15 protein-coding genes and 1 pseudogene are annotated in these 17,279 nt (G+C 72.9%); 8 read left to right on the plus strand and 8 right to left on the minus strand.

Annotated features, from left to right (window positions below):
* The first annotated feature begins 146 nt into the window (after positions 1–146).
* Positions 147–755, plus strand: coding sequence for an NAD(P)H:quinone oxidoreductase (wrbA, locus tag ACGFZF_RS34665; RefSeq protein ID WP_393560861.1), 609 nt, complete (start codon positions 147–149; stop codon positions 753–755).
* A gap of 24 nt (positions 756–779) precedes the next feature.
* On the opposite strand, the pseudogene ACGFZF_RS34670 reads toward wrbA, so the two are convergent.
* The 5 genes and pseudogenes from ACGFZF_RS34670 to ACGFZF_RS34690 all read right to left on the minus strand — a co-directional run bounded on the left by ACGFZF_RS34670 (position 780) and on the right by ACGFZF_RS34690 (position 6,082).
* A pseudogene (locus tag ACGFZF_RS34670) lies at positions 780–2,007 on the minus strand (RNA polymerase sigma factor).
* A 44-nt stretch (positions 2,008–2,051) separates the two neighbouring features.
* Positions 2,052–2,465 (minus strand): YciI family protein, encoded by a 414-nt coding sequence (locus ACGFZF_RS34675; protein WP_393560863.1) that lies wholly within the window; start codon positions 2,463–2,465, stop codon positions 2,052–2,054.
* A gap of 145 nt (positions 2,466–2,610) precedes the next feature.
* Positions 2,611–3,801, minus strand: a complete 1,191-nt coding sequence (locus ACGFZF_RS34680; RefSeq protein WP_393560865.1) for a winged helix DNA-binding domain-containing protein — start codon at positions 3,799–3,801, stop codon at positions 2,611–2,613.
* A 46-nt stretch (positions 3,802–3,847) separates the two neighbouring features.
* Positions 3,848–4,900 carry an aldo/keto reductase gene (locus ACGFZF_RS34685; protein WP_393560867.1) on the minus strand — a complete coding sequence of 351 codons (1,053 nt, stop codon included), beginning with the start codon at positions 4,898–4,900 and terminating at the stop codon, positions 3,848–3,850.
* Positions 4,901–5,083: 183 nt separating this feature from the next.
* Positions 5,084–6,082: a DUF5937 family protein gene (locus ACGFZF_RS34690; RefSeq protein WP_393560869.1), complete on the minus strand. Its 999-nt coding sequence runs from the start codon at positions 6,080–6,082 to the stop codon at positions 5,084–5,086.
* Between the two features lie 87 nt (positions 6,083–6,169).
* Here ACGFZF_RS34690 and ACGFZF_RS34695 point away from each other — a divergent pair, with 87 nt between their 5' ends.
* Positions 6,170–7,357, plus strand: coding sequence for an MFS transporter (locus tag ACGFZF_RS34695; RefSeq protein ID WP_393560871.1), 1,188 nt, complete (start codon positions 6,170–6,172; stop codon positions 7,355–7,357).
* Positions 7,358–7,437: 80 nt separating this feature from the next.
* On the opposite strand, the gene ACGFZF_RS34700 is transcribed toward ACGFZF_RS34695, so the two are convergent.
* Positions 7,438–7,650, minus strand: a complete 213-nt coding sequence (locus tag ACGFZF_RS34700; protein WP_393560873.1) for a DUF4287 domain-containing protein — start codon at positions 7,648–7,650, stop codon at positions 7,438–7,440.
* Positions 7,651–8,102: 452 nt separating this feature from the next.
* Here ACGFZF_RS34700 and ACGFZF_RS34705 point away from each other — a divergent pair, with 452 nt between their 5' ends.
* The 4 genes from ACGFZF_RS34705 (at position 8,103) to ACGFZF_RS34720 (ending at position 13,951) form a co-directional block, all read left to right on the plus strand.
* The gene (locus ACGFZF_RS34705; RefSeq protein ID WP_393560875.1) at positions 8,103–9,272 is read left to right on the plus strand and encodes a UDP-glucuronic acid decarboxylase family protein; all 1,170 of its coding nucleotides are present in this window, start codon (positions 8,103–8,105) and stop codon (positions 9,270–9,272) included.
* A gap of 167 nt (positions 9,273–9,439) precedes the next feature.
* On the plus strand, positions 9,440–11,314 hold the full coding sequence (locus ACGFZF_RS34710) for a glycosyltransferase family 2 protein (RefSeq protein WP_393560877.1): 1,875 nt from the start codon (positions 9,440–9,442) through the stop codon (positions 11,312–11,314).
* Positions 11,315–11,371: 57 nt separating this feature from the next.
* Positions 11,372–12,400, plus strand: a complete 1,029-nt coding sequence (gene galE, locus ACGFZF_RS34715; protein ID WP_393560879.1) for a UDP-glucose 4-epimerase GalE — start codon at positions 11,372–11,374, stop codon at positions 12,398–12,400.
* Between the two features lie 129 nt (positions 12,401–12,529).
* Positions 12,530–13,951 carry a UDP-glucose dehydrogenase family protein gene (locus tag ACGFZF_RS34720; protein ID WP_393560881.1) on the plus strand — a complete coding sequence of 474 codons (1,422 nt, stop codon included), beginning with the start codon at positions 12,530–12,532 and terminating at the stop codon, positions 13,949–13,951.
* Here ACGFZF_RS34720 and ACGFZF_RS34725 read toward each other — a convergent pair.
* Positions 13,882–15,507 (minus strand): right-handed parallel beta-helix repeat-containing protein, encoded by a 1,626-nt coding sequence (locus ACGFZF_RS34725; RefSeq protein ID WP_393560883.1) that lies wholly within the window; start codon positions 15,505–15,507, stop codon positions 13,882–13,884. The two genes, ACGFZF_RS34720 and ACGFZF_RS34725, sit on opposite strands and share 70 nt — an antisense overlap.
* Before the next feature lie 274 nt (positions 15,508–15,781).
* A complete protein-coding gene (locus ACGFZF_RS34730) occupies positions 15,782–16,063 on the minus strand; it encodes an SHOCT domain-containing protein (protein WP_393560885.1) in 282 nt (93 codons plus the stop codon).
* A gap of 257 nt (positions 16,064–16,320) precedes the next feature.
* On the opposite strand from ACGFZF_RS34730, the gene ACGFZF_RS34735 reads away from it, so the two are divergent.
* Together ACGFZF_RS34735 and ACGFZF_RS34740 are read left to right on the plus strand one after the other, a co-directional pair.
* On the plus strand, positions 16,321–16,743 hold the full coding sequence (locus ACGFZF_RS34735; protein WP_393560887.1) for a hypothetical protein: 423 nt from the start codon (positions 16,321–16,323) through the stop codon (positions 16,741–16,743).
* Between the two features lie 90 nt (positions 16,744–16,833).
* Positions 16,834–17,271 (plus strand): DUF6325 family protein, encoded by a 438-nt coding sequence (locus tag ACGFZF_RS34740; protein WP_356601407.1) that lies wholly within the window; start codon positions 16,834–16,836, stop codon positions 17,269–17,271.
* The last annotated feature ends 8 nt before the right edge of the window (positions 17,272–17,279 follow it).

The raw sequence follows: 17,279 nt of genomic DNA on the forward strand, positions 1-17,279 counted from the left end.
CTTCTCTCCCTGGCCCCCTCGGTCCGTCCCGTGACACGAGCATAACGGAGCGCTATCCGGTTCCCCGAGGGATCCCTTGTGAATCGGATGGCTATCCGTTTAATCTGACGTTGAAACGGAAACGAATCCGGTTTGAGGAGTCCGCCATGTCCGTCAAGGTCGCCGTCATCTACTACTCGGCCACGGGGAACGTCCACGAGCTGGCCCAGGCCGTCGCCGAAGGCGCCGAGAAGGCCGGCGCCGAGGTCCGGCTGCGCCGGGTGCCCGAACTCGCCCCCGACACGGCCATCGACGCGAACCCGGCCTGGCGCGCCCACGTGGACGCCACCGGCGAGATCGGGATCGCCACGCTGGAGGACCTGGAGTGGGCGGACGCGTACGCGCTCGGCTCGCCGACCCGGTTCGGCAACGTCGCCGCGCAGCTGAAGCAGTTCATCGACACCACCGGCGGCCTGTGGCAGCAGGGCGTCATGGCGGACAAGCCGGCCACCGCCTTCACCAGCGCCCACAACGTGCACGGCGGCAACGAGTCGACGCTGCTCGCCCTCTACAACTCGTTCCACCACTGGGGCTCGGTCATCGTCTCGCCCGGCTTCACCGACGCGTCCGTCTACGCGGCGGGCGGCAACCCCTACGGCACCGCGCACCCCGGCACGAACGGCGCCCCGCAGGAGAACGTCCTCCAGGCCGCCCGCTACCAGGGCGCGCGCCTCACGAGGATCGCCAAGCGGCTGAAGGGGCTGGCGACGGACTGAGGGGTCCGGGCCCGGACAAGGGCTTCAGCGCGCCAGTCGCGCCGCCCGGGTCAGGAGGTAGTGGCGTTCCGGGAGGCTCAGGGTGTGGCGGGCCGCCGACTCGTAGGAGCGGCGGGCCGCTTCCGTAGCGCCGGTGCGTTCCAGGAGGTGGGCGCGGACCGCTTCGAGGCGGTGGTGGTTCTTCAGGCGGGGTTCCAGCGCGGTGAGTTCGGTCAGACCGGCCTCCGGGCCGTCGACCATGGCGAGCGCGACCACGCGGCCGAGTTCCGCCATCGGGTCCGCGGCCGGGCCGGAGACCAGGAGGTCGTAGAGGGCCAGGATCTGCGGCCAGTCGGTGTCCCCGGCGTCCGCGGCCTCGTCGTGGAGCGCCGCGATCGCCGCCTGGAGCTGGTACGGGCCCACCGGGGCCTGCCCGAGCGCCTCCTCGACCAGGGCCGTGCCCTCGGCGATCGCCGCGGAGTCCCAGAGCGCGCGGTCCTGCGCGTCGAGCGGGACCAGTTCGCCGATCGGTCCGGTACGGGCGGCGCTGCGTGCCTCGGTCAGCAGCATCAGCGCCAGCAGGCCCGTGACGGCGCCCTCGTGGGGGAGCAGCCGGCGCACGGAGCGGGTCAGCCGGATCGCCTCGCGGGCCAGGTCGGCGCGGTGGAGGGCCGGGCCGGACGTGGCGGTGTACCCCTCGTTGAAGATCAGGTAGAGGACCTGGAGCACGGCCGCCAGCCGGGCGTCCCGGTCGCCCGGGCCCGGCGGCCGGAAGGAGTGGTCCTTCAGCTTCTGCTTGGCCCGGCTGATCCGCTGGGCGATCGTCGCCTCCGGCACGAGATGGGCCCGGGCGATCTCCGCGGTGGTCAGACCGCCGACCGCGCAGCGTCAGCGCGATCCGCGCGGCCGGCGCGAGCGCCGGGTCGCAGCAGAGGAACAGCAGGGTGAGCGTGTCGTCGTCGGACGGGGCCGCCCGGGTCTCCCGCGGTTCGAGCCGGACCGCCGTCCGCTCGCGCCGCTCCCGTGCCTCGTCCGCGCGCAGCCGGTCGGTCAGCCGCCGTGAGGCCACCCGGATCAGCCAGCCGCGCGGGTTGGCGGGCGTCCCCGACTCGGGCCACTGCCGGGCGGCGGCGAGCAGCGCCTCCTGCACGGCGTCCTCGGAGGCGTCGAAGTGACCGTAGCGGCGCACGACCGCGCCGAGGACCTGCGGCGCGTGGTGGCGCAGCAGGTCCTCGGTCCCGGGCTCCGGCGGCCCGGCCCCGGTCTCGTCGATGTCCGGTCCCTCGATGTCCGGCTCCCCGGGTCCGCTTCCCGCGGTCACACCTCGCGACCGCCGCCGTCGATCGGCCGGATCACCACCGGGTAGTCCTTGCTGCCGGCCGGCTGCGGGCACTGCGCCACGCGCGCCGCGATCTCGGTGACCCTCTCCAGGCTCTCGCAGTCGAGCACCCAGTACCCGGCGAGCACCTCCTTCGTCTCCCCGTACGGCCCGTCCGTGATCACCGGACGGCCGTCCTTGTCGGCGGTCACGAACCGGGTCCGGGCCGGTTCGAGGAGCCCCTGCGCGTCGACCAGCTCGCCGGACTCGGCGAGGTCGTCGTTGACGGACTGCATGAAGGCGAACATCGCCCGCAGCTCCTGCTCGCTCCAGGCCGGGCTCTGCTCGGAACCCTTGCCGCTCATGGCCTCGTAGTCGGCCTGGGCGCCCTGCACCATCACGAGGTACTTCATGACCCGCTCCTTCGGTCGTACTTCCCGGGGGCTTTCCCTTCACAGGGGACGTCGGAGCCCGGCCGGGATTCTCGACACCTCGCGGAAGGCCTCCGGATTCGCCCGGGAATCCACCCGCAGGAACCACGCGTTCCGGGCCCGCGGCTCACTCCCCGGCCGCCAGCTCCTTCTCCAGCGGCGTGCGGAAGCGGGGCGTCACGCGGACCGCGCCGACCCAGGAGGACAGCCGCGTCGCCTCCGCCGCGACGGCGGCGCCGGCCTCGGTGCCCACGTCGTCGAGCAGTCGCCAGGTGATCTCGCCGTCGGCGCGCTGGGCCCAGCCGCCGACGATGCGGCCGTTCCACCAGACGGTCGGGCCGATGTTCCCGCTGCGGTCGAAGAGGGCGGCCTTGTGGGCGGGATCGAGGTACCAGTCGCGCCGGACCCAGCCCATGGCCGTCGGGTCGAGGCAGGGCAGCAGCGCGGCCCACGGCTCCGGCGCGGCCACGGGGCCGGTGTCGCCCGGCAGGACGTGCCCGGTGCCCTCGGCGAGGTCGACCTGCTCCGCGCCGACGGCCGCCAGCGCCTTGCGGACGTCGGTGACCTTCCAGCCGGTCCACCACTTCAGGTCGGCCTCGGTCGCCGGTCCGCAGGCGGCCAGCCAGCGGCGTACGAGTTCGGCGTGGGCGTCCGCGTCGGCCGGGTCGGGCAGGCCGGGCGCGAGGGTCCAGCGGAAGCGGCTGGAGTTCCAGGAACCCTGGGGACGGCCGCGCGCGATCCGGCCCTCCATGCCGAGGATGCGGAGCAGCCGGCTGGAGAGGGACTGGTAGCCCTCCTGGCGGGTCCCGACGCCGTAGAGGTACTGGGCGCGCAGCCGCGGCACGGCCTCGCCGAGTTCCACGCCGGTCGCCTCGCCGCGGGCCGCCAGTTCGGCGAGCAGCAGCTCCTCGGTCTCCTTCAGCCAGGCGGCGTCGTAGGCGCTGCCGGCGGTCAGGTGCCGTACGAGCGAGGCGCGTTCGCGGGCGGCGACGTCGCGGGTGGTCGAGGCGTGGACGGCGGGGGTGAGCCCGGTCGGGAAGACGAAGAGCGTGTGCCGCATGCCGTGCATCCGGGTGAGCGTCCGGTCCTCGTACAGGGCCCGCTCCAGGCCGGTCACGGGGTCCGCGGCCCCCTCGACCTCGCGCAGCCGCGCCCCCACGCTCAGGAAGACGCTCGCCGGGTCGGTGGCGTGCAGCGCGACCAGCGCGTCGGCCACCTCCTCCGCGCCCGCCGCCCGCGCCGACCCGGCCAGGCGGTGCCGTACGCCCAGCCGGGCCCTGCGCTCGTCCCCCGTGATCACACGTCGCGTGTCAGCCATACGGCCAAGCATCGCGCCTCGCACCGACAGCGGGGCGCCCCACGGGTCAGCCCGCGGCCCGCTCCCCCACCGGTCGCCGCCGCAGGGACGCGTCCGTCACGGCCGCCGGGCGCCACACGCCGTCCGGCCGGTACAGGTCGGTGCCCGGCGGGACGATCTCGTCGATCCGGTCGAGGACGTCGTCGTCGAGGACCAGGGGCGCGCCCTTCAGCAGGCCCTCCAGCTGCTCCATGGTCCGCGGTCCGATGATCACCGAGGTCACGGCCGGGTGCGCCGCCGCGAAGGCGATCGCCAGCTCCGGCAGTGAGCAGCCGATCTCCTCGGCCAGGGCGACGAGTTGCTCGACGGCGTCGAGCTTGGCCGCGGTGACCGGCAGCGAGGGGTCGAAGCGGTGCGGGGTCAGCGCGGCCCGCCCGCTGGTCAGGTCGATCGGCTGCCCCTTGCGGTACCTGCCGGTGAGGAAGCCGGACGCCAGCGGACTCCAGGTCAGCACGCCCATGCCGTAGCGCTGCGCCACCGGGAGGACCGACGCCTCGATCCCGCGCGCGAGGAGCGAGTACGGGGGCTGCTCCGACCGGAAGCGGCGCAGTCCGCGCCGGTCCGCGACGGCGTGCGCCTCGACGATCTCCTCGGCGGGGAAGGTGGAGCAGCCGAACGCGCGGATCTTGCCCTGGGTCATGAGGTCGCCGAGGACGGAGAGCGTCTCCTCGACGTCCGTGCGGTGGTCGGGGCGGTGGACCTGGTAGAGGTCGATCCACTCCGTGCCGAGCCGGCGCAGGCTCTCCTCCACGGCGCGGGTGATCCAGCGGCGGGAGTTGCCGCTGCGGCCGCGTCCCTCGCCCATCTGGAAGTGGACCTTGGTGGCGAGTACGACGTCGTCCCGCCGGGCGCCGCGGAGCGCCTTGCCGACGATCTCCTCCGACTCGCCCGCCGAGTACATGTCGGCCGTGTCCACGAAGTTGACGCCCTGGTCCAGTGCGGCGTGGATGACGCGGACGGAGTCGTCGTGGTCCGGATTGCCGACGGAGCCGAACATCATGGTGCCGAGGCAGTAGGCGCTCACTTCGATGCCGGTCCCGCCGAGTACGCGATAGCGCATGGTGACCTCCCTGGGCGCGCACTCTAGGAGTTGGAGCGGACTCCAACGCAAGCCGGGAGGTCCGTCAGGAGCCGGTGGAGGACCCGGGGGAGCCGGCTGTCGGCGAAGGGCGGTCCGCAGGAACGGGGTTCGGCGTGGGGGCCGCGGCGGGCGTCGGTGTCCCGTCGGTGCCGGGAGGGAGGATCACGCGGGGTCTCCGGTGGGGGTGAGCAGGGCGTCGGCGACGGACGTGCGGGCGTAGAGGACGGACCGGCCGCTGCGGTGGGCCGTGACGAGGCCGGCGTTGCGCAGGGCGATGAGGTGCTGGGAGACGCCGGGGGCGGACAGGCCGCACCGCTCGGCGAGCCGGGTCGTGGAGGCGGGGGTGTCGAGTTCGGCGAGGAGCAGGGCGCGGGAGCGGCCGAGGACGGCGGCGACCGCGTCGGTGGCGGTGGTGGGCCGCGGCTCCCAGAGGCTGCCGATACCGCGGGCCGGGTAGGCGAGTTGGGGTGGCTCGGGCGGCACGGAGCGGGTCATCACCCGGGGCCACGCGAAGACCGAGGGGACGAGCAGCAGCCCCGAGCCGGCCTCGTCGCGGGTCAGGGCGCAGTGCCGGCGGACGAGGTGGAGGGTGCCGTCGTCCCACCGCACGGTCTCGTGGAGTTCGCTCAGGACGCGTGCCGAGCCGTGCTCGGCGACCTGCCGGGCCCGGTGGAAGACGTCGGCTTCGAGGAGCCCTCTGATGCGTGCCCAGTAGGGGGCGAGGGCGAGTTCCCAGTAGCACTCGATCTCGGCGGCGACCTTCTCCAGGGCTGCTTCGGGCGCCTCGGCGAGCAGCCGGAGCCGCGCCGGGCGCGGGGTGGTGCGTTCGGCGCCGAGCATCGCCAGGTCGGTCCGGACGCGGTCGGCCGGGGTGGCGCGGATCGCGTCGAGTTCGGCGGCGAGGGTGGGGAAGGGAGTGGCGGGGGTGGGGTTGAGGAAGTCCGCGAGGTAGCCGCGGTCCGGGACCAGGTCGGCGAGCCAGCCGCGGTCGAGTCCGGCGCCGGCGATCCGCGGCCGGACCTGTGCGGTCCAACGCCGGTGGAGGGTACCGGCGTTGTCGCCGCGCAACAGGCGGAAGCTGGTCACGACCTCCCACATGGGGGAGACCGCGAAGCGGGTCTGCGCCAGGTCGGCGGCGGAGAAGCTGAGTCCGGACTCCATGCGTCGCCGCCCTCGTCGTGTCGTCGATGGATTCGGTCTGAGCTTAATCAATGGAGCTTCGTGGTGGACGGGGAGCACGCTCCTCGCATGCTCTCCACCTTCCGCGGACTCCCGCGCACCGTCTGGACCGTGTTCGCCGGCACCGTCGTCAACCGGCTGGGCTTCATGGTCACGCCCTTCCTGGTGTTCTTCCTGGCCGCGCGAGGGATCACGGGCGCCGAGACCACGTACGTCCTCGGCGCGCTGGGCGCCGGAAACCTGATCGGACCGGCGCTCGGCGGGGTGCTCGCCGACCGTGTCGGCCGCCGTCCCACGATGCTGATCGGCCTGCTCGGCTCGGCCGTGGCCCAGGGCGCGCTGTTCGCCGCGCCGGGGGTGTGGACGATGGCCGCCGCGGCGCTGCTGATCAGCGCGACCGGAATGATGGTCTCGCCCGCCGCGTACGCGCTGATGGCCGACACGGTGGGGGCGGAGCACCGGCAGCGTGCGTACGCCCTGCTCGGCTGGGGCATCAACATCGGCACCGCGGTGGCGGGGGTCCTCGGCGGCTTCCTCGCCGCGCGGGGGTACTGGCTGCTCTTCGCGGTCGACGCGGGCACGATGGTCGCGTACGCCGTCGTGGTCGCGACCCGGCTCGGCGAGCCGCCCCGCGCGAAGGAGACGGATGCGGGCGGCGGCATCGGCTACGGCGTCGTGCTCCGGGACCGGCTCGCGCTCGTGCTGCTGCCGCTCTTCGGTGTCCAGCTCTTCGTCTACTCCCTGACGGAGGTCGCCCTGCCGCTCGCCATCCACGACAGCGGGCTGTCCCCCGCGGTGTACGGCGCGATGGCGGCGGTCAACGCCCTCCTGGTGGTCCTCCTGCAGCCGCTCGCGACGGCCCGGCTGGCCGGACTGCCGCGCCTGCGGGTGCAGTGCGCGGGCAGCGTCCTGATCGCGGTGGGCGTGGCGCTGACCGGGGTCGCGGACGGCGTCGTCGGCTACACGGTCTCCGTGGTCGTCTGGTCGCTGGGCGAGGTCTGCGTGGCGGGCATCGCCGCCGCGGTCGTCGCCGATCTCGCGCCCGCCCACGCCCGTGGCCGCTACCAGGGGGCCTTCAGCTGGACCTGGGGAGTGGCCCGCTTCTGCGCGCTCACTCTCGGCGTGGCGCTCTACACGGCGCTCGGGCCGGTGCCGCTGTGGTGGACGGCGCTGGCCGGCGGGGTGCTGGCCGCGGGCGGGACGCTCGCCCTCGGGGCGCGGGTCGCCCGCCGCGCGGAGCACGCGCTGGCGGCCTGAGGATCCGCGGCCCGCCGGCCGCGGTACGGGGAGGAGGGGGAGCGGGCGGCGTGCCCGCTCCCCTCCGCGTCGTGGAGCGTTCAGTCCCGGCCCTTCTCGGCGAGGGTGTGCGCGACGAGCGCGTTGGCGTGACCGTGGCCCAGGCCGTGCTCGGTCTTCAGCCAGGCGACGAGCTCCATGTGCCTGGTCAGCGGGGAGGCGCGGATGAGGTCCTGCCACTCCGCGACCGGACGGCCGTACTTCTTCTCGATGGAGGGGAAGTAGCTGGCGGGACCCTTGACGACCTCGGACATGCGCGGCACCTCTCGTTCGGCTGGGCTGGGCTGGGCCGGGCCGGGCTCGTGGGCTCGGTCCGGTGGGCGGGCCGTACCCTGCCGGCCCGCTGTGATGGAGACCGGACCCGGCCGCGCAACTCATCGGTCCCGTCGCACATTCTTCCGGTCCGGTGGTCTCGAACACGCCGTCCGACGCTGGCACGCGCGGCCGAGAGTCACACGGGCGAGTGAGGCGGACCTACGCGCCGATCGGCGCACGGAGGCGGCGCCGCCGGGGCGAAGGCCGGGTGGGCATGCGGTACCGGCGTCCGATCGGCGTAGCCCCGAATTGCGATCCACGGAAAATCCCACCTATTTCCATATGCTTGCCATGCGTTTTCCCGTGAGCCTTCCCGCTTCCGTCCGCCGCGTTCACCGGCCGCATCGGAATAGGCGTGAGGCTTTTCCGTTCCCGATTCCTGGAGAATCGCATGCGAGTTGCGGTCACCGGTGGCAGTGGCTTTCTCGGGTCCCATCTGTGCGAAGCCCTGCTGAGACGTGGGGATTCCGTGGTCTGTCTGGACAACTTCTCGACGGGCGACCCCAGAAACATCGAACACCTGCTCACCGACCCGGCATTCGAATTCATTCGCGCGGACGTCACCGTCGCCGTGGAGGTTCCCGGCGCCGTCGACGCCGTCGCCCACCTGGCAAGCCCCGCGTCGCCGCCCGACTACCTGCGACAGCCGCTGGAGACGCTCGCCGTCGGCAGCAGAGGGACCGAGAACGCCCTCCGTCTCGCGCTGCGGAACGGCGCCCGATTCATTCTCGCGTCGACCAGCGAGATCTACGGCGACCCCCTGGTCCACCCGCAGGACGAGGACTACTGGGGCAATGTCAATTCGGTCGGGCCGCGCAGTGTCTATGACGAGGCAAAACGGTTCGCCGAGGCGATCTCCGTCGCCTACCGCCGCACCCACGGCGTCGACGTCGGCATCGCCCGCATCTTCAACACCTACGGCCCGCGCATGCGGCCGCACGACGGACGCGTGGTGTCCAGCTTCATCACCCAGGCCCTCACGGGCGAGCCCCTGACCATTTACGGCGACGGAAAGCAGACCCGCAGTTTCTGCTACGTCGACGACCTGGTCCGGGGCCTCGTCGCCCTCATCGACTCGGCCGAGCCCGGCCCGTTCAATCTGGGCAACCCGGTGGAACGGACGGTCACCGAGCTGGCCGAGCGGGTCCTGGAGCTCACCGGCTCGCCGTCGCAGATCCAGTACCACCCGCTGCCGGTCGACGACCCGTGCCGCCGGCGCCCGGTGATCACCCGCGCACAGGACACGCTCGGCTGGGCGCCCGAGGTGGACATCGACGAGGGCCTGCGCAGGACGGCCGACTGGTTCGCCTCCCGGCCCGCCGAACTCTCCACCGCGGCCGCGGCGATCCGTGGCGGCCAGGAGGAGGGGACCCCGCTGCCGAGCGGGTACCTCGCCGCCGTGCCCGACACCCGGGCCGACGCCCCGGCCACCGGGGACGGGCGTGTCTCCGCCGACGAGGCACGCACCGGCATCCCCGCCGCCGCGCTCCCCGGGACCTGGGCGGCGACCCGGCCGGAGACCCGTGCGGACGCTCCGGAACCCGCCACCGCACCGGCCTGAGACCGCCCCGGGTGCCGTCCCGCTCCGGCCCCCTTCCCCACCCTCCCCTTCTCCCCCGGCGGGGGAGCGGGCGTCCCCGGCGCCCCTTCCCCGCCGGCCCGTCCCCGCAGGGGCGGCCGTGAGGCCCTCGCGACCGCCACACCGAGAACACCCCGGAGCACGCTCACATGACCCCGATCGAGCCAGGGCTCGTAGGCGAGGCCGTCGCGCCCGACCGGCTCATCCCGAGCCCGGCGGGAGCCCAGGTCCCGCTCAAGGACCAGATCCGTGAACTCTCCCGCGGCAGCGTCGCCGAGATCCCCTCCGACGGGCCCGTGTTCGCCCACCCGCGCCGCCTGCTGAAGACCCGCCCCGAGAGCTTCGTCCGCCAGTTCGGCAAGGCCGACCGGATGAAGGTCGCGTTCCTCACGCTCGCGTGGGTGGCCTGCCTGATCTGGTTCTGGACCTGGTGGCTCCAGCCCGAGCACCGGATCGGCTGGGTGGGCCTGGCCGTGAACAGCGCGCTGCTCCTCTACCTCGCGCTGCTCCCCCTCTACTTCTTCCTCGCGGTCGTCCGCCTGCGCCGCTTCAACCCGCGGATCCCGGTACCCGCCCTGCGGACGGCGTTCGTGGTCACCCGCGCCCCCTCGGAACCCTGGGACGTCGCCCGCACCACCCTGGAGGCGATGCTCCGGCAGGACTTCCCGCACACCTACGACGTCTGGCTGTGCGACGAGGATCCGACCGACGTGATCCTCGACTGGTGCGCCGCCCACGGGGTGAGCGTCTCCTGCCGGCGGGACCGGCCCGACTACCACCGCAGGACGTGGCCGCGCCGCACCCGCTGCAAGGAGGGCAACCTCGCCTTCTTCTACGACCACTGGGGCTACGAGCGCTACGACGTCGTCGCGCAGCTGGACTGCGACCACGTGCCCGCCCCGACGTATCTGACCGAGATGGTGCGGCCGTTCGCCGATCCGGCCATCGGCTACGTCGCCGCCCCCAGCGTGTGCGACGCCAACGCCGACGTCTCCTGGTCCGTGCGCGGCCGGCTGCACCGCGAGGCCGTCTTCCACGGGGCGGTGCAGCTGGGCCACACCGCCGGGCTCGCCCCCATGTGCATCGGCTCCCACTACGCGGTACGCACCGAGGCGGTCCGGGACATCGGCGGCATCGGCCCCGAGCTCGCCGAGGACTTCTCGACCACCTTCCTCATGAACTCGGCCGGCTGGCACGGATCGTTCGCGATCGACGCCGAGGCGCACGGAGACGGCCCGATCACCTTCGCCGCCATGGCCACCCAGGAGTTCCAGTGGTCCCGCAGCCTCGCCGTGATGCTGCTCGGCCTGCTCCCACGCCACCTCGGCCGGATGAACGGGGCGCTGCGGCTGCGGTTCGCGTTCGCCCTGTCCTACTACCCCCTGCTCGCCGTGACCACGACCGCCGGACTCGCGCTGCCGCCGATCGCGGCCGTCACCGGCCTGCCCTGGATCAACGTCAACTACGCCTCGTTCCTCGGCCACTACTGGGCACTGTCCCTGTGGATGATCCTGCTCATCGCTCTGGTGCGCCGCCACGGTCTGCTCCGCCCGGCGAAGGCGCCCATCCTGAGCTGGGAGAGCTGGCTGTTCGCCCTGGCGCGCTGGCCCTTCGTCGCCTGGGGGGTGGGCGCGGCGCTGTGGCAGAAGCTGCGGCCCCGTCCGGTGGTCTTCAAGGTGACGCCCAAGTCGACGGACGGGCTGGAGCCGCTTCCGCTGCGACTGGTCGCGCCCTACCTGCTCATCACCACCACGCTGTCCTCCTGCGCGGTGATCGGCGAGCTCACCGGCCCCGCGGCCGGCTACGTCTTCCTCTGCATCCTCGGCGCGTGCTCGTACGCGCTGGTCACCCTGGCCGTCGCCGGGCTGCACGTCGGCGGGATGGCGCGGGCCGCGGGGGTGTCGCGGTTCAGGGCCCTGGTGACCGCGCGCCTGCCGCTCCTCCTCGGAACGCTCGCCCTGCTGCCGCTCTCCCTGGCGGTCGGCCTCTTCCCCGTCTACGCCAAGGGCCTCTTCGGCTGGTGACCCGGCCGGCCCGCCAGACCCTCACCCCCACAGCCACCCACCGAAGGGACTTCCCTCATGCCCCCCACGACGGTCCTGGTCACCGGTGGTGCCGGATTCATCGGCAGCCACACCTGCGTCGAACTCCTGGAGAACGGCTACGAGGTCGTCGTCGTCGACGACCACTCGAACAGCTCCCCGGAGGCCCTGGAGCGGGTCGCGAAGATCGCCGGGCGGCCGCTCACCGCCGTGTACCGCGCGGACCTGCGGGACCGCCGCGCACTGGACGCCGTCTTCGAGGCGCATCCGGTGGACGCGGTGATCCACTTCGCCGCGAAGAAGGCGGTGGGCGAGTCCGTCGAGATCCCGATCGCCTACTACGACATCAACGTCGGCGGGACGACCGCCCTGCTGTCGGCCATGCACGCGCACGGCGTGCACCGGCTGGTGTTCTCCTCGTCGTGCTCGATCTACGGCGACGCGACCAAGGTGCCGCTGACGGAAGGGGATCCGGCCGCCCCGACCAACCCGTACGCCACGACGAAGTGGATCTGCGAGCAGGTGCTGGCCGACACGTGCCGCCGGCTGCCGGAGCTGAGCGTGCTGGCGCTCCGCTACTTCAACCCGGTCGGCGCGCACCCCTCCGGGCTGCTGGGCGAGGACCCGCAGGGCGTCCCGAACAACATCATGCCGTACCTGGCGCAGGTCGCCGTGGGCCGTCGCGAGGGTCTGACGGTCTTCGGCGACGACTACCCGACGCCCGACGGGACCGGCGTCCGCGACTACATCCACGTGGTGGACGTGGCCGAGGGACACCGGCGGGCGCTGGAGCACCTCGGGGACGCGAGCGGGATGCGCGTCCTCAACCTGGGCACGGGCGTGGGCTCCTCGGTCCTCGATCTCGTCCGCGCCTTCGAGCGCGCCTCCGGCCGGCCGATCCCGTACGAGGTGACCGGACGCCGGCCCGGCGACGTCGCCGAACTGGTCGCCGATGCCGGGGCGGTCGCCGCGGCCTGGGGCTGGACGGCGACGCGCGACCTCGCGGCGATGTGCGAGGACGCCTGGCGCTTCCAGGAGCTCAACCCCGCGGGCTACGAGGCCGGCTGACCCCACCCCCGCCGTACCGGCCCGGCGGCTGCCCCGCCGGGCTCGATCCGGCTTCCCGTCCCCCGGGCCCGTCGCCCCCGGACGTTCCCCTTCGACCCCTTCGCAGCTTCGCAGGACAGGAGACCCCCCATGCGCATGACCGTCATCGGGACGGGATACCTCGGAGCCGTGCACGCCGCGTGCATGGCCGACATCGGTCACGAGGTACTGGGCGTCGACGTCGACGCCGAGAAGATCAGGGCTCTCGCCGAAGGGCGACCACCGTTCTTCGAGCCCGGACTCGACGAGGTGCTGACCCGGGCCATGGCCTCGGGGCGGCTCCGCTTCACCACCTCGCTCAGCGAGGCGGCGGCCTTCGGCGAGGTGCACTTCGTGTGCGTGGGCACCCCGCAGCAGGCCGGTTCGGACGCCGCCGACCTGCGGTACGTCGACGCGGTCGTCGACGGTCTCGCCGCCCATCTGACGGGCCCCTGCCTGATCGTCGGCAAGTCCACCGTCCCGGTGGGCACGACCCCGCGCCTGGCCGCCCGCCTGCGCGCGCTCGCCCGTCCGGGCGCCGAGGCCGAGATCGCCTGGAACCCGGAGTTCCTGCGCGAGGGCTTCGCCGTCGAGGACACCCTGCGGCCGGACCGGATCGTCGTGGGAGTGACCTCGCCGCGCGCCGACCGCACCCTGCGCGACGTGTACGCGCCGATGCTGGCGGCCGGGGTCCCGTACCTCAGCACCGACCCGGCCACCGCGGAGCTGGTCAAGGTCTCGGCCAACTCCTTCCTCGCCACCAAGATCTCCTTCATCAACGCGATGGCGGAGGTCTGCGACGCGGCCGGTGCCGACGTGGTCACCCTCGCCGACGCGCTGGGCCACGACACCCGCATCGGGCGCCGCTTCCTGCACGCGGGCCTCGGCTTCGGCGGCGGGTGCCTGCCCAAGGACATCCGGGCGTTCACCGCGCGGGCCCGCGAACTGGGCGTCGAGGAGGCGGTCGGCTTCCTGGGCCGGGTGGACGAGATCAACCTGCGTCAGCGGCGCCGTACCGTCGACATCGCCCGCGATCTCGTCGGCGGGGACTTCACGGGGCGGCGGATCGCGGTGCTCGGCGCCACCTTCAAGCCGAACAGCGACGACGTCCGCGACTCGCCGGCCCTCGCCGTGGCCGCAGCGATCCACCGGGAGGGGGCCGAGGTACGGGTCCACGACCCCGAGGGCCTGCACAACGCCCGCCTGGCCCACCCCGAACTGCGCTACGAGACCGAGCCGGCGACCGCCTGCACCGGTGCGGACGTGGTGCTGCACCTGACCGAGTGGAGCGACTACCGCGAGCTCGACCCGGTGAAGCTGGCCCGTGTGGTCCGCTGCCCGCGGCTCGTCGACGCCCGCAACCATCTCGACGCGGGCCTGTGGCGCGCGTCGGGCTGGACGGTCCGGGCGCTGGGCCGGCCGTCGCCCGCCCTGGTGCCCGGACCCCAGCGAGGCGGTCTGAGTCAGGGTGCCGACCGCGGCGGCGCGGCGGCGCCCACCGAGGGCGCGGTGCTCAGCCGCTCGCCGAAGTAGTCGACCGGACCCGGGTCGACGCCGACGGAGCGCAGCGGGAGGGCACCCGCCATGTCGGCGCAGGTCGAGACGAGATTGGCGGCTCCGGCCCGGTCGGTGACCGGGGCCGCCAGGTCGACGAGGCAGGGGTCGGCGCTGGTGCCGGTGGGGGCGGAGGCGTGCTGCTCCTGCCCGGCCCTGCGCCGCCAGTCGGCCAGGCTGGTGTACGACGCGTCGCCCCAGACGAGCTTCCAGTCGCCGGTGGTGAAGTAGTCGTTCCCCTGGAGCCGGACCTTGGTCTGGGTGAACGGGGTGTCGGAGTCCACCACCGCGGCGCCGTCGGTGACGAAGATGTTGTTGCGGACGCCGATGTTGCTGATGCCGGCCCGCAGGCGCAGCGCCGGAGGCCGCTCGGCGCCCTCGGGGGACCGCTGCACCACGGTGTTGTTGTGGATGTCCAGGTTCCGCAGGCGGGTGCCGTAGGCCACGATGCCGCCGTAGAAGGGCAGCTTGCGGGCGTCGTCCCAGCTGTAGTTGAACCGGACGACGTTGTCCTTGTGCATGTTGGTCGGCTCGCCCGAGTACACCAGGAAGCCCGGGCCGTCGTTCCCGTAGGCCAGGTTGTACTGGAGCACGGAGTCGGACACGTTGTTGTCCAGGCCGAAGCCGCCGCCGTCGACACGGGAGCCGGTGCGGTTGCGGTACGACTTGTTGTTCTGGATGACCACGCGGGTCGAGTCGTACGTCCAGATCCCCTCGGGGCCCTCCTCCGCGCGGGCGGAGGAGTTCGCGCCGTTGTCGTAGGCGGCGGAGCGCTGGATCGTCGCGTTCCTGAGGCTGCCGAGGACGATCCCGCTGCCGGTGTTGCGGTCGTGCGCCTTGGGGTCGCCGGAGTTCGCGTACGCCCGCACGCTCGTGACCGTGAGCTTCTCGTGCGCGTAGGAGGGTTCGTCGGCCTGGAAGCGAGGTCCGACGGTGACCAGTCCGGCGTTCTGGTTGTGGTGCGTCGCGGAGTCGGCGATCGTGATGTCGCGGAATCCGAGGGACTTCGAAGCGGCGCCGATGCTGATCCCGTTGCGGAAGCGCGACACGTCCACGCCGGAGATCCGGACGTGCGCCAGGCGCTTCTCGTCCGGCAGGTCGTTGAAGAACTTGATGCCGTCCTCGGCCCGGCGTGACGCGGTGTCGCCCCTGATCGCCAGGTTCCGGATCTCCACGCCGCCGGTGTTGTGCACCGTGATGCCCGCCGTGCCGCGGGCCGCGATGGTGGCCTTCCCGGTGCCGTACGACTCGATCACGACGGGTTTCCGGACGCTGCCGGCCTCCTCGGGGCCGAGGGTCAGCTCGCCGGTGAACCGCGCGCCGCCCTTGAGGCGCAGCCGGTCGCCGGGCTTGAACGGCACCTCGTCGGCCCGGTCGAGGGTGCGCAGGGCGGTCTTCTCGGTCAGCCCGTCGTTCTCGTCGTCGCCGTCCGGGCTCACGTAGAAGGTGAGGGAGTCCTTCGTGGCCGGCCGGGGCGGGGTGTAGGGCTTGAGCACGTCGCAGCCTGTGAGGAGGGTGATCGCGCCGGCGGTCACCCCGGCGACGAGGGTGACGCCTCTGCGGTGACGAGGGAGACGATCCCATCCGGCGATTCGACGGTCCTGCATCATCCCGGCGTCCCCATTCCGTTCGGATCCTGCACTTCGCGTATCAAGGTGCCAGAAACCGGACGGACGTTACGTCCGTGACATGACGGCGAATACCGTGTTTTTCACATCCTCTTGTGCGACATCACCATGGTCGGACGATGTGTCCGGCCACCGGCCGGATGCTGCGCGGGCCGGTGGCCGGCCTGTCGCACGGGGCTGTTCAGCCGGCCAGGAGCCTGCGCTTCTGCTCCTCGAACTCGGACTCGGTGAGGACGCCCTGGGCCTTGAGTTCGCCGAGCTGCTTGAGCTGGTCGAGCTTGTCGCCCATGTCGTCGGCGGCCGGGGCGGCCGGCGGCGGCGCGGCAGCCTGCTGCGGGGCTTCCTGGTAGCCCGACTGGGCGGCCCAGCGTCCCTGCTGGCGGCGCGACACGCGATTGGACACGGCGGTCGCCGTTCCCGCGACGACGGCGGTGCGGGCCACTCCGCGAAGGAGACCTGGCATGGTGACGTCCTTTCTCGCGCGGCGCGGCTGCGGGAGGCAGCCGAGGCGTTCCGCGAACCGGCGCCGGACGGCCCGGCACACCGGGACGGCCTCATTCTTCCACCGCTCTTTCGGCGCCGCAGTGCGGCGATCGGCCGCCCGCGCACCGCCGCGGATGCGCCGAACTGCCGCCCCGGGCCACCCGTGGCACGCTGGATCCCATGGGGGCAGCCGTCGGCCGATCCGCCGGCGGTCGGTCTCGTCCAGAGGAGTACGCCATGGCGACGCAGACAGGAACGCAGCGTGCCGGCTCCGGCGGAGGAATGGCGGTGTCGGGCTGGACGATGTTCGCCGCGGTCATGATGATCTTCGGCGGCATCATGTCGATCTTCCAGGGGATCGCTGCCATCGCCGAGGACGACGTCTTCGTCACCACCCGGAACTACACCTTCGCCTGGAACCTCACGGGCTGGGGCTGGGTGCATCTGATCATCGGCATCATCGTGGCCGTCGCGGGTCTGGCCCTGTTCAGCGGCAAGCTGTGGGCCCGCATCATCGGCATCGCCGTGGCGGCGATCGCGATGCTCGCCAACTTCACGTGGCTGCCGTACTACCCGTTCTGGGCCATCGTCCTGATCGTGATCGACGGGTTCGTCATCTGGGCCCTGTGCGTCGGCACGTCCAGGGACGCCGCGGCCTGATCCGGGGTCACCGGGAGTCCGGTGCGGGGGATCGCCATCAGGGGGACCGAACGCACGAGAGGTGACGCCGTGACCGAGCGCATCGACGAGATGGGGCCCATCGACTACGTGGTCGTGGAGTTCCCCGGAAACCGCATGACCGGTGAGGGACTGGGGCACCTGATCGACCTCGTGGACCGCGGCCTCATCCGCATCCTCGACCTGATGTTCATCACCAAGGACACGGACGGCACGGTGGCCGCCCTGGAGCTCACCGACCTCGACGGCGACGGCGAGCTCGACCTCACCGTCTTCGAGGGCGCGCAGTCCGGACTGCTCGGCCAGGACGACCTGGAGGAGGCCGCGGCCGCGGTGGAGCCGGGCAACTCCGCCGGCCTGCTCATCTACGAGAACGTCTGGGCGGCCCCCTTCGCCGCCGCCCTGCGGCGCGGCGGCGCCCAGCTGGTCGCCTCCGGCCGGATCCCCGTCCAGGCCCTGCTCGCCTCGCTCGAAGCGGCCGAGGCGGCGGACGCGGCCGACACCCCCTGAGGCCCCGG

Origin of the sequence: Streptomyces sp. NPDC048338 (assembly GCF_043201055.1) — a bacterium.
In the GTDB taxonomy this organism is placed as follows: domain Bacteria; phylum Actinomycetota; class Actinomycetes; order Streptomycetales; family Streptomycetaceae; genus Streptomyces.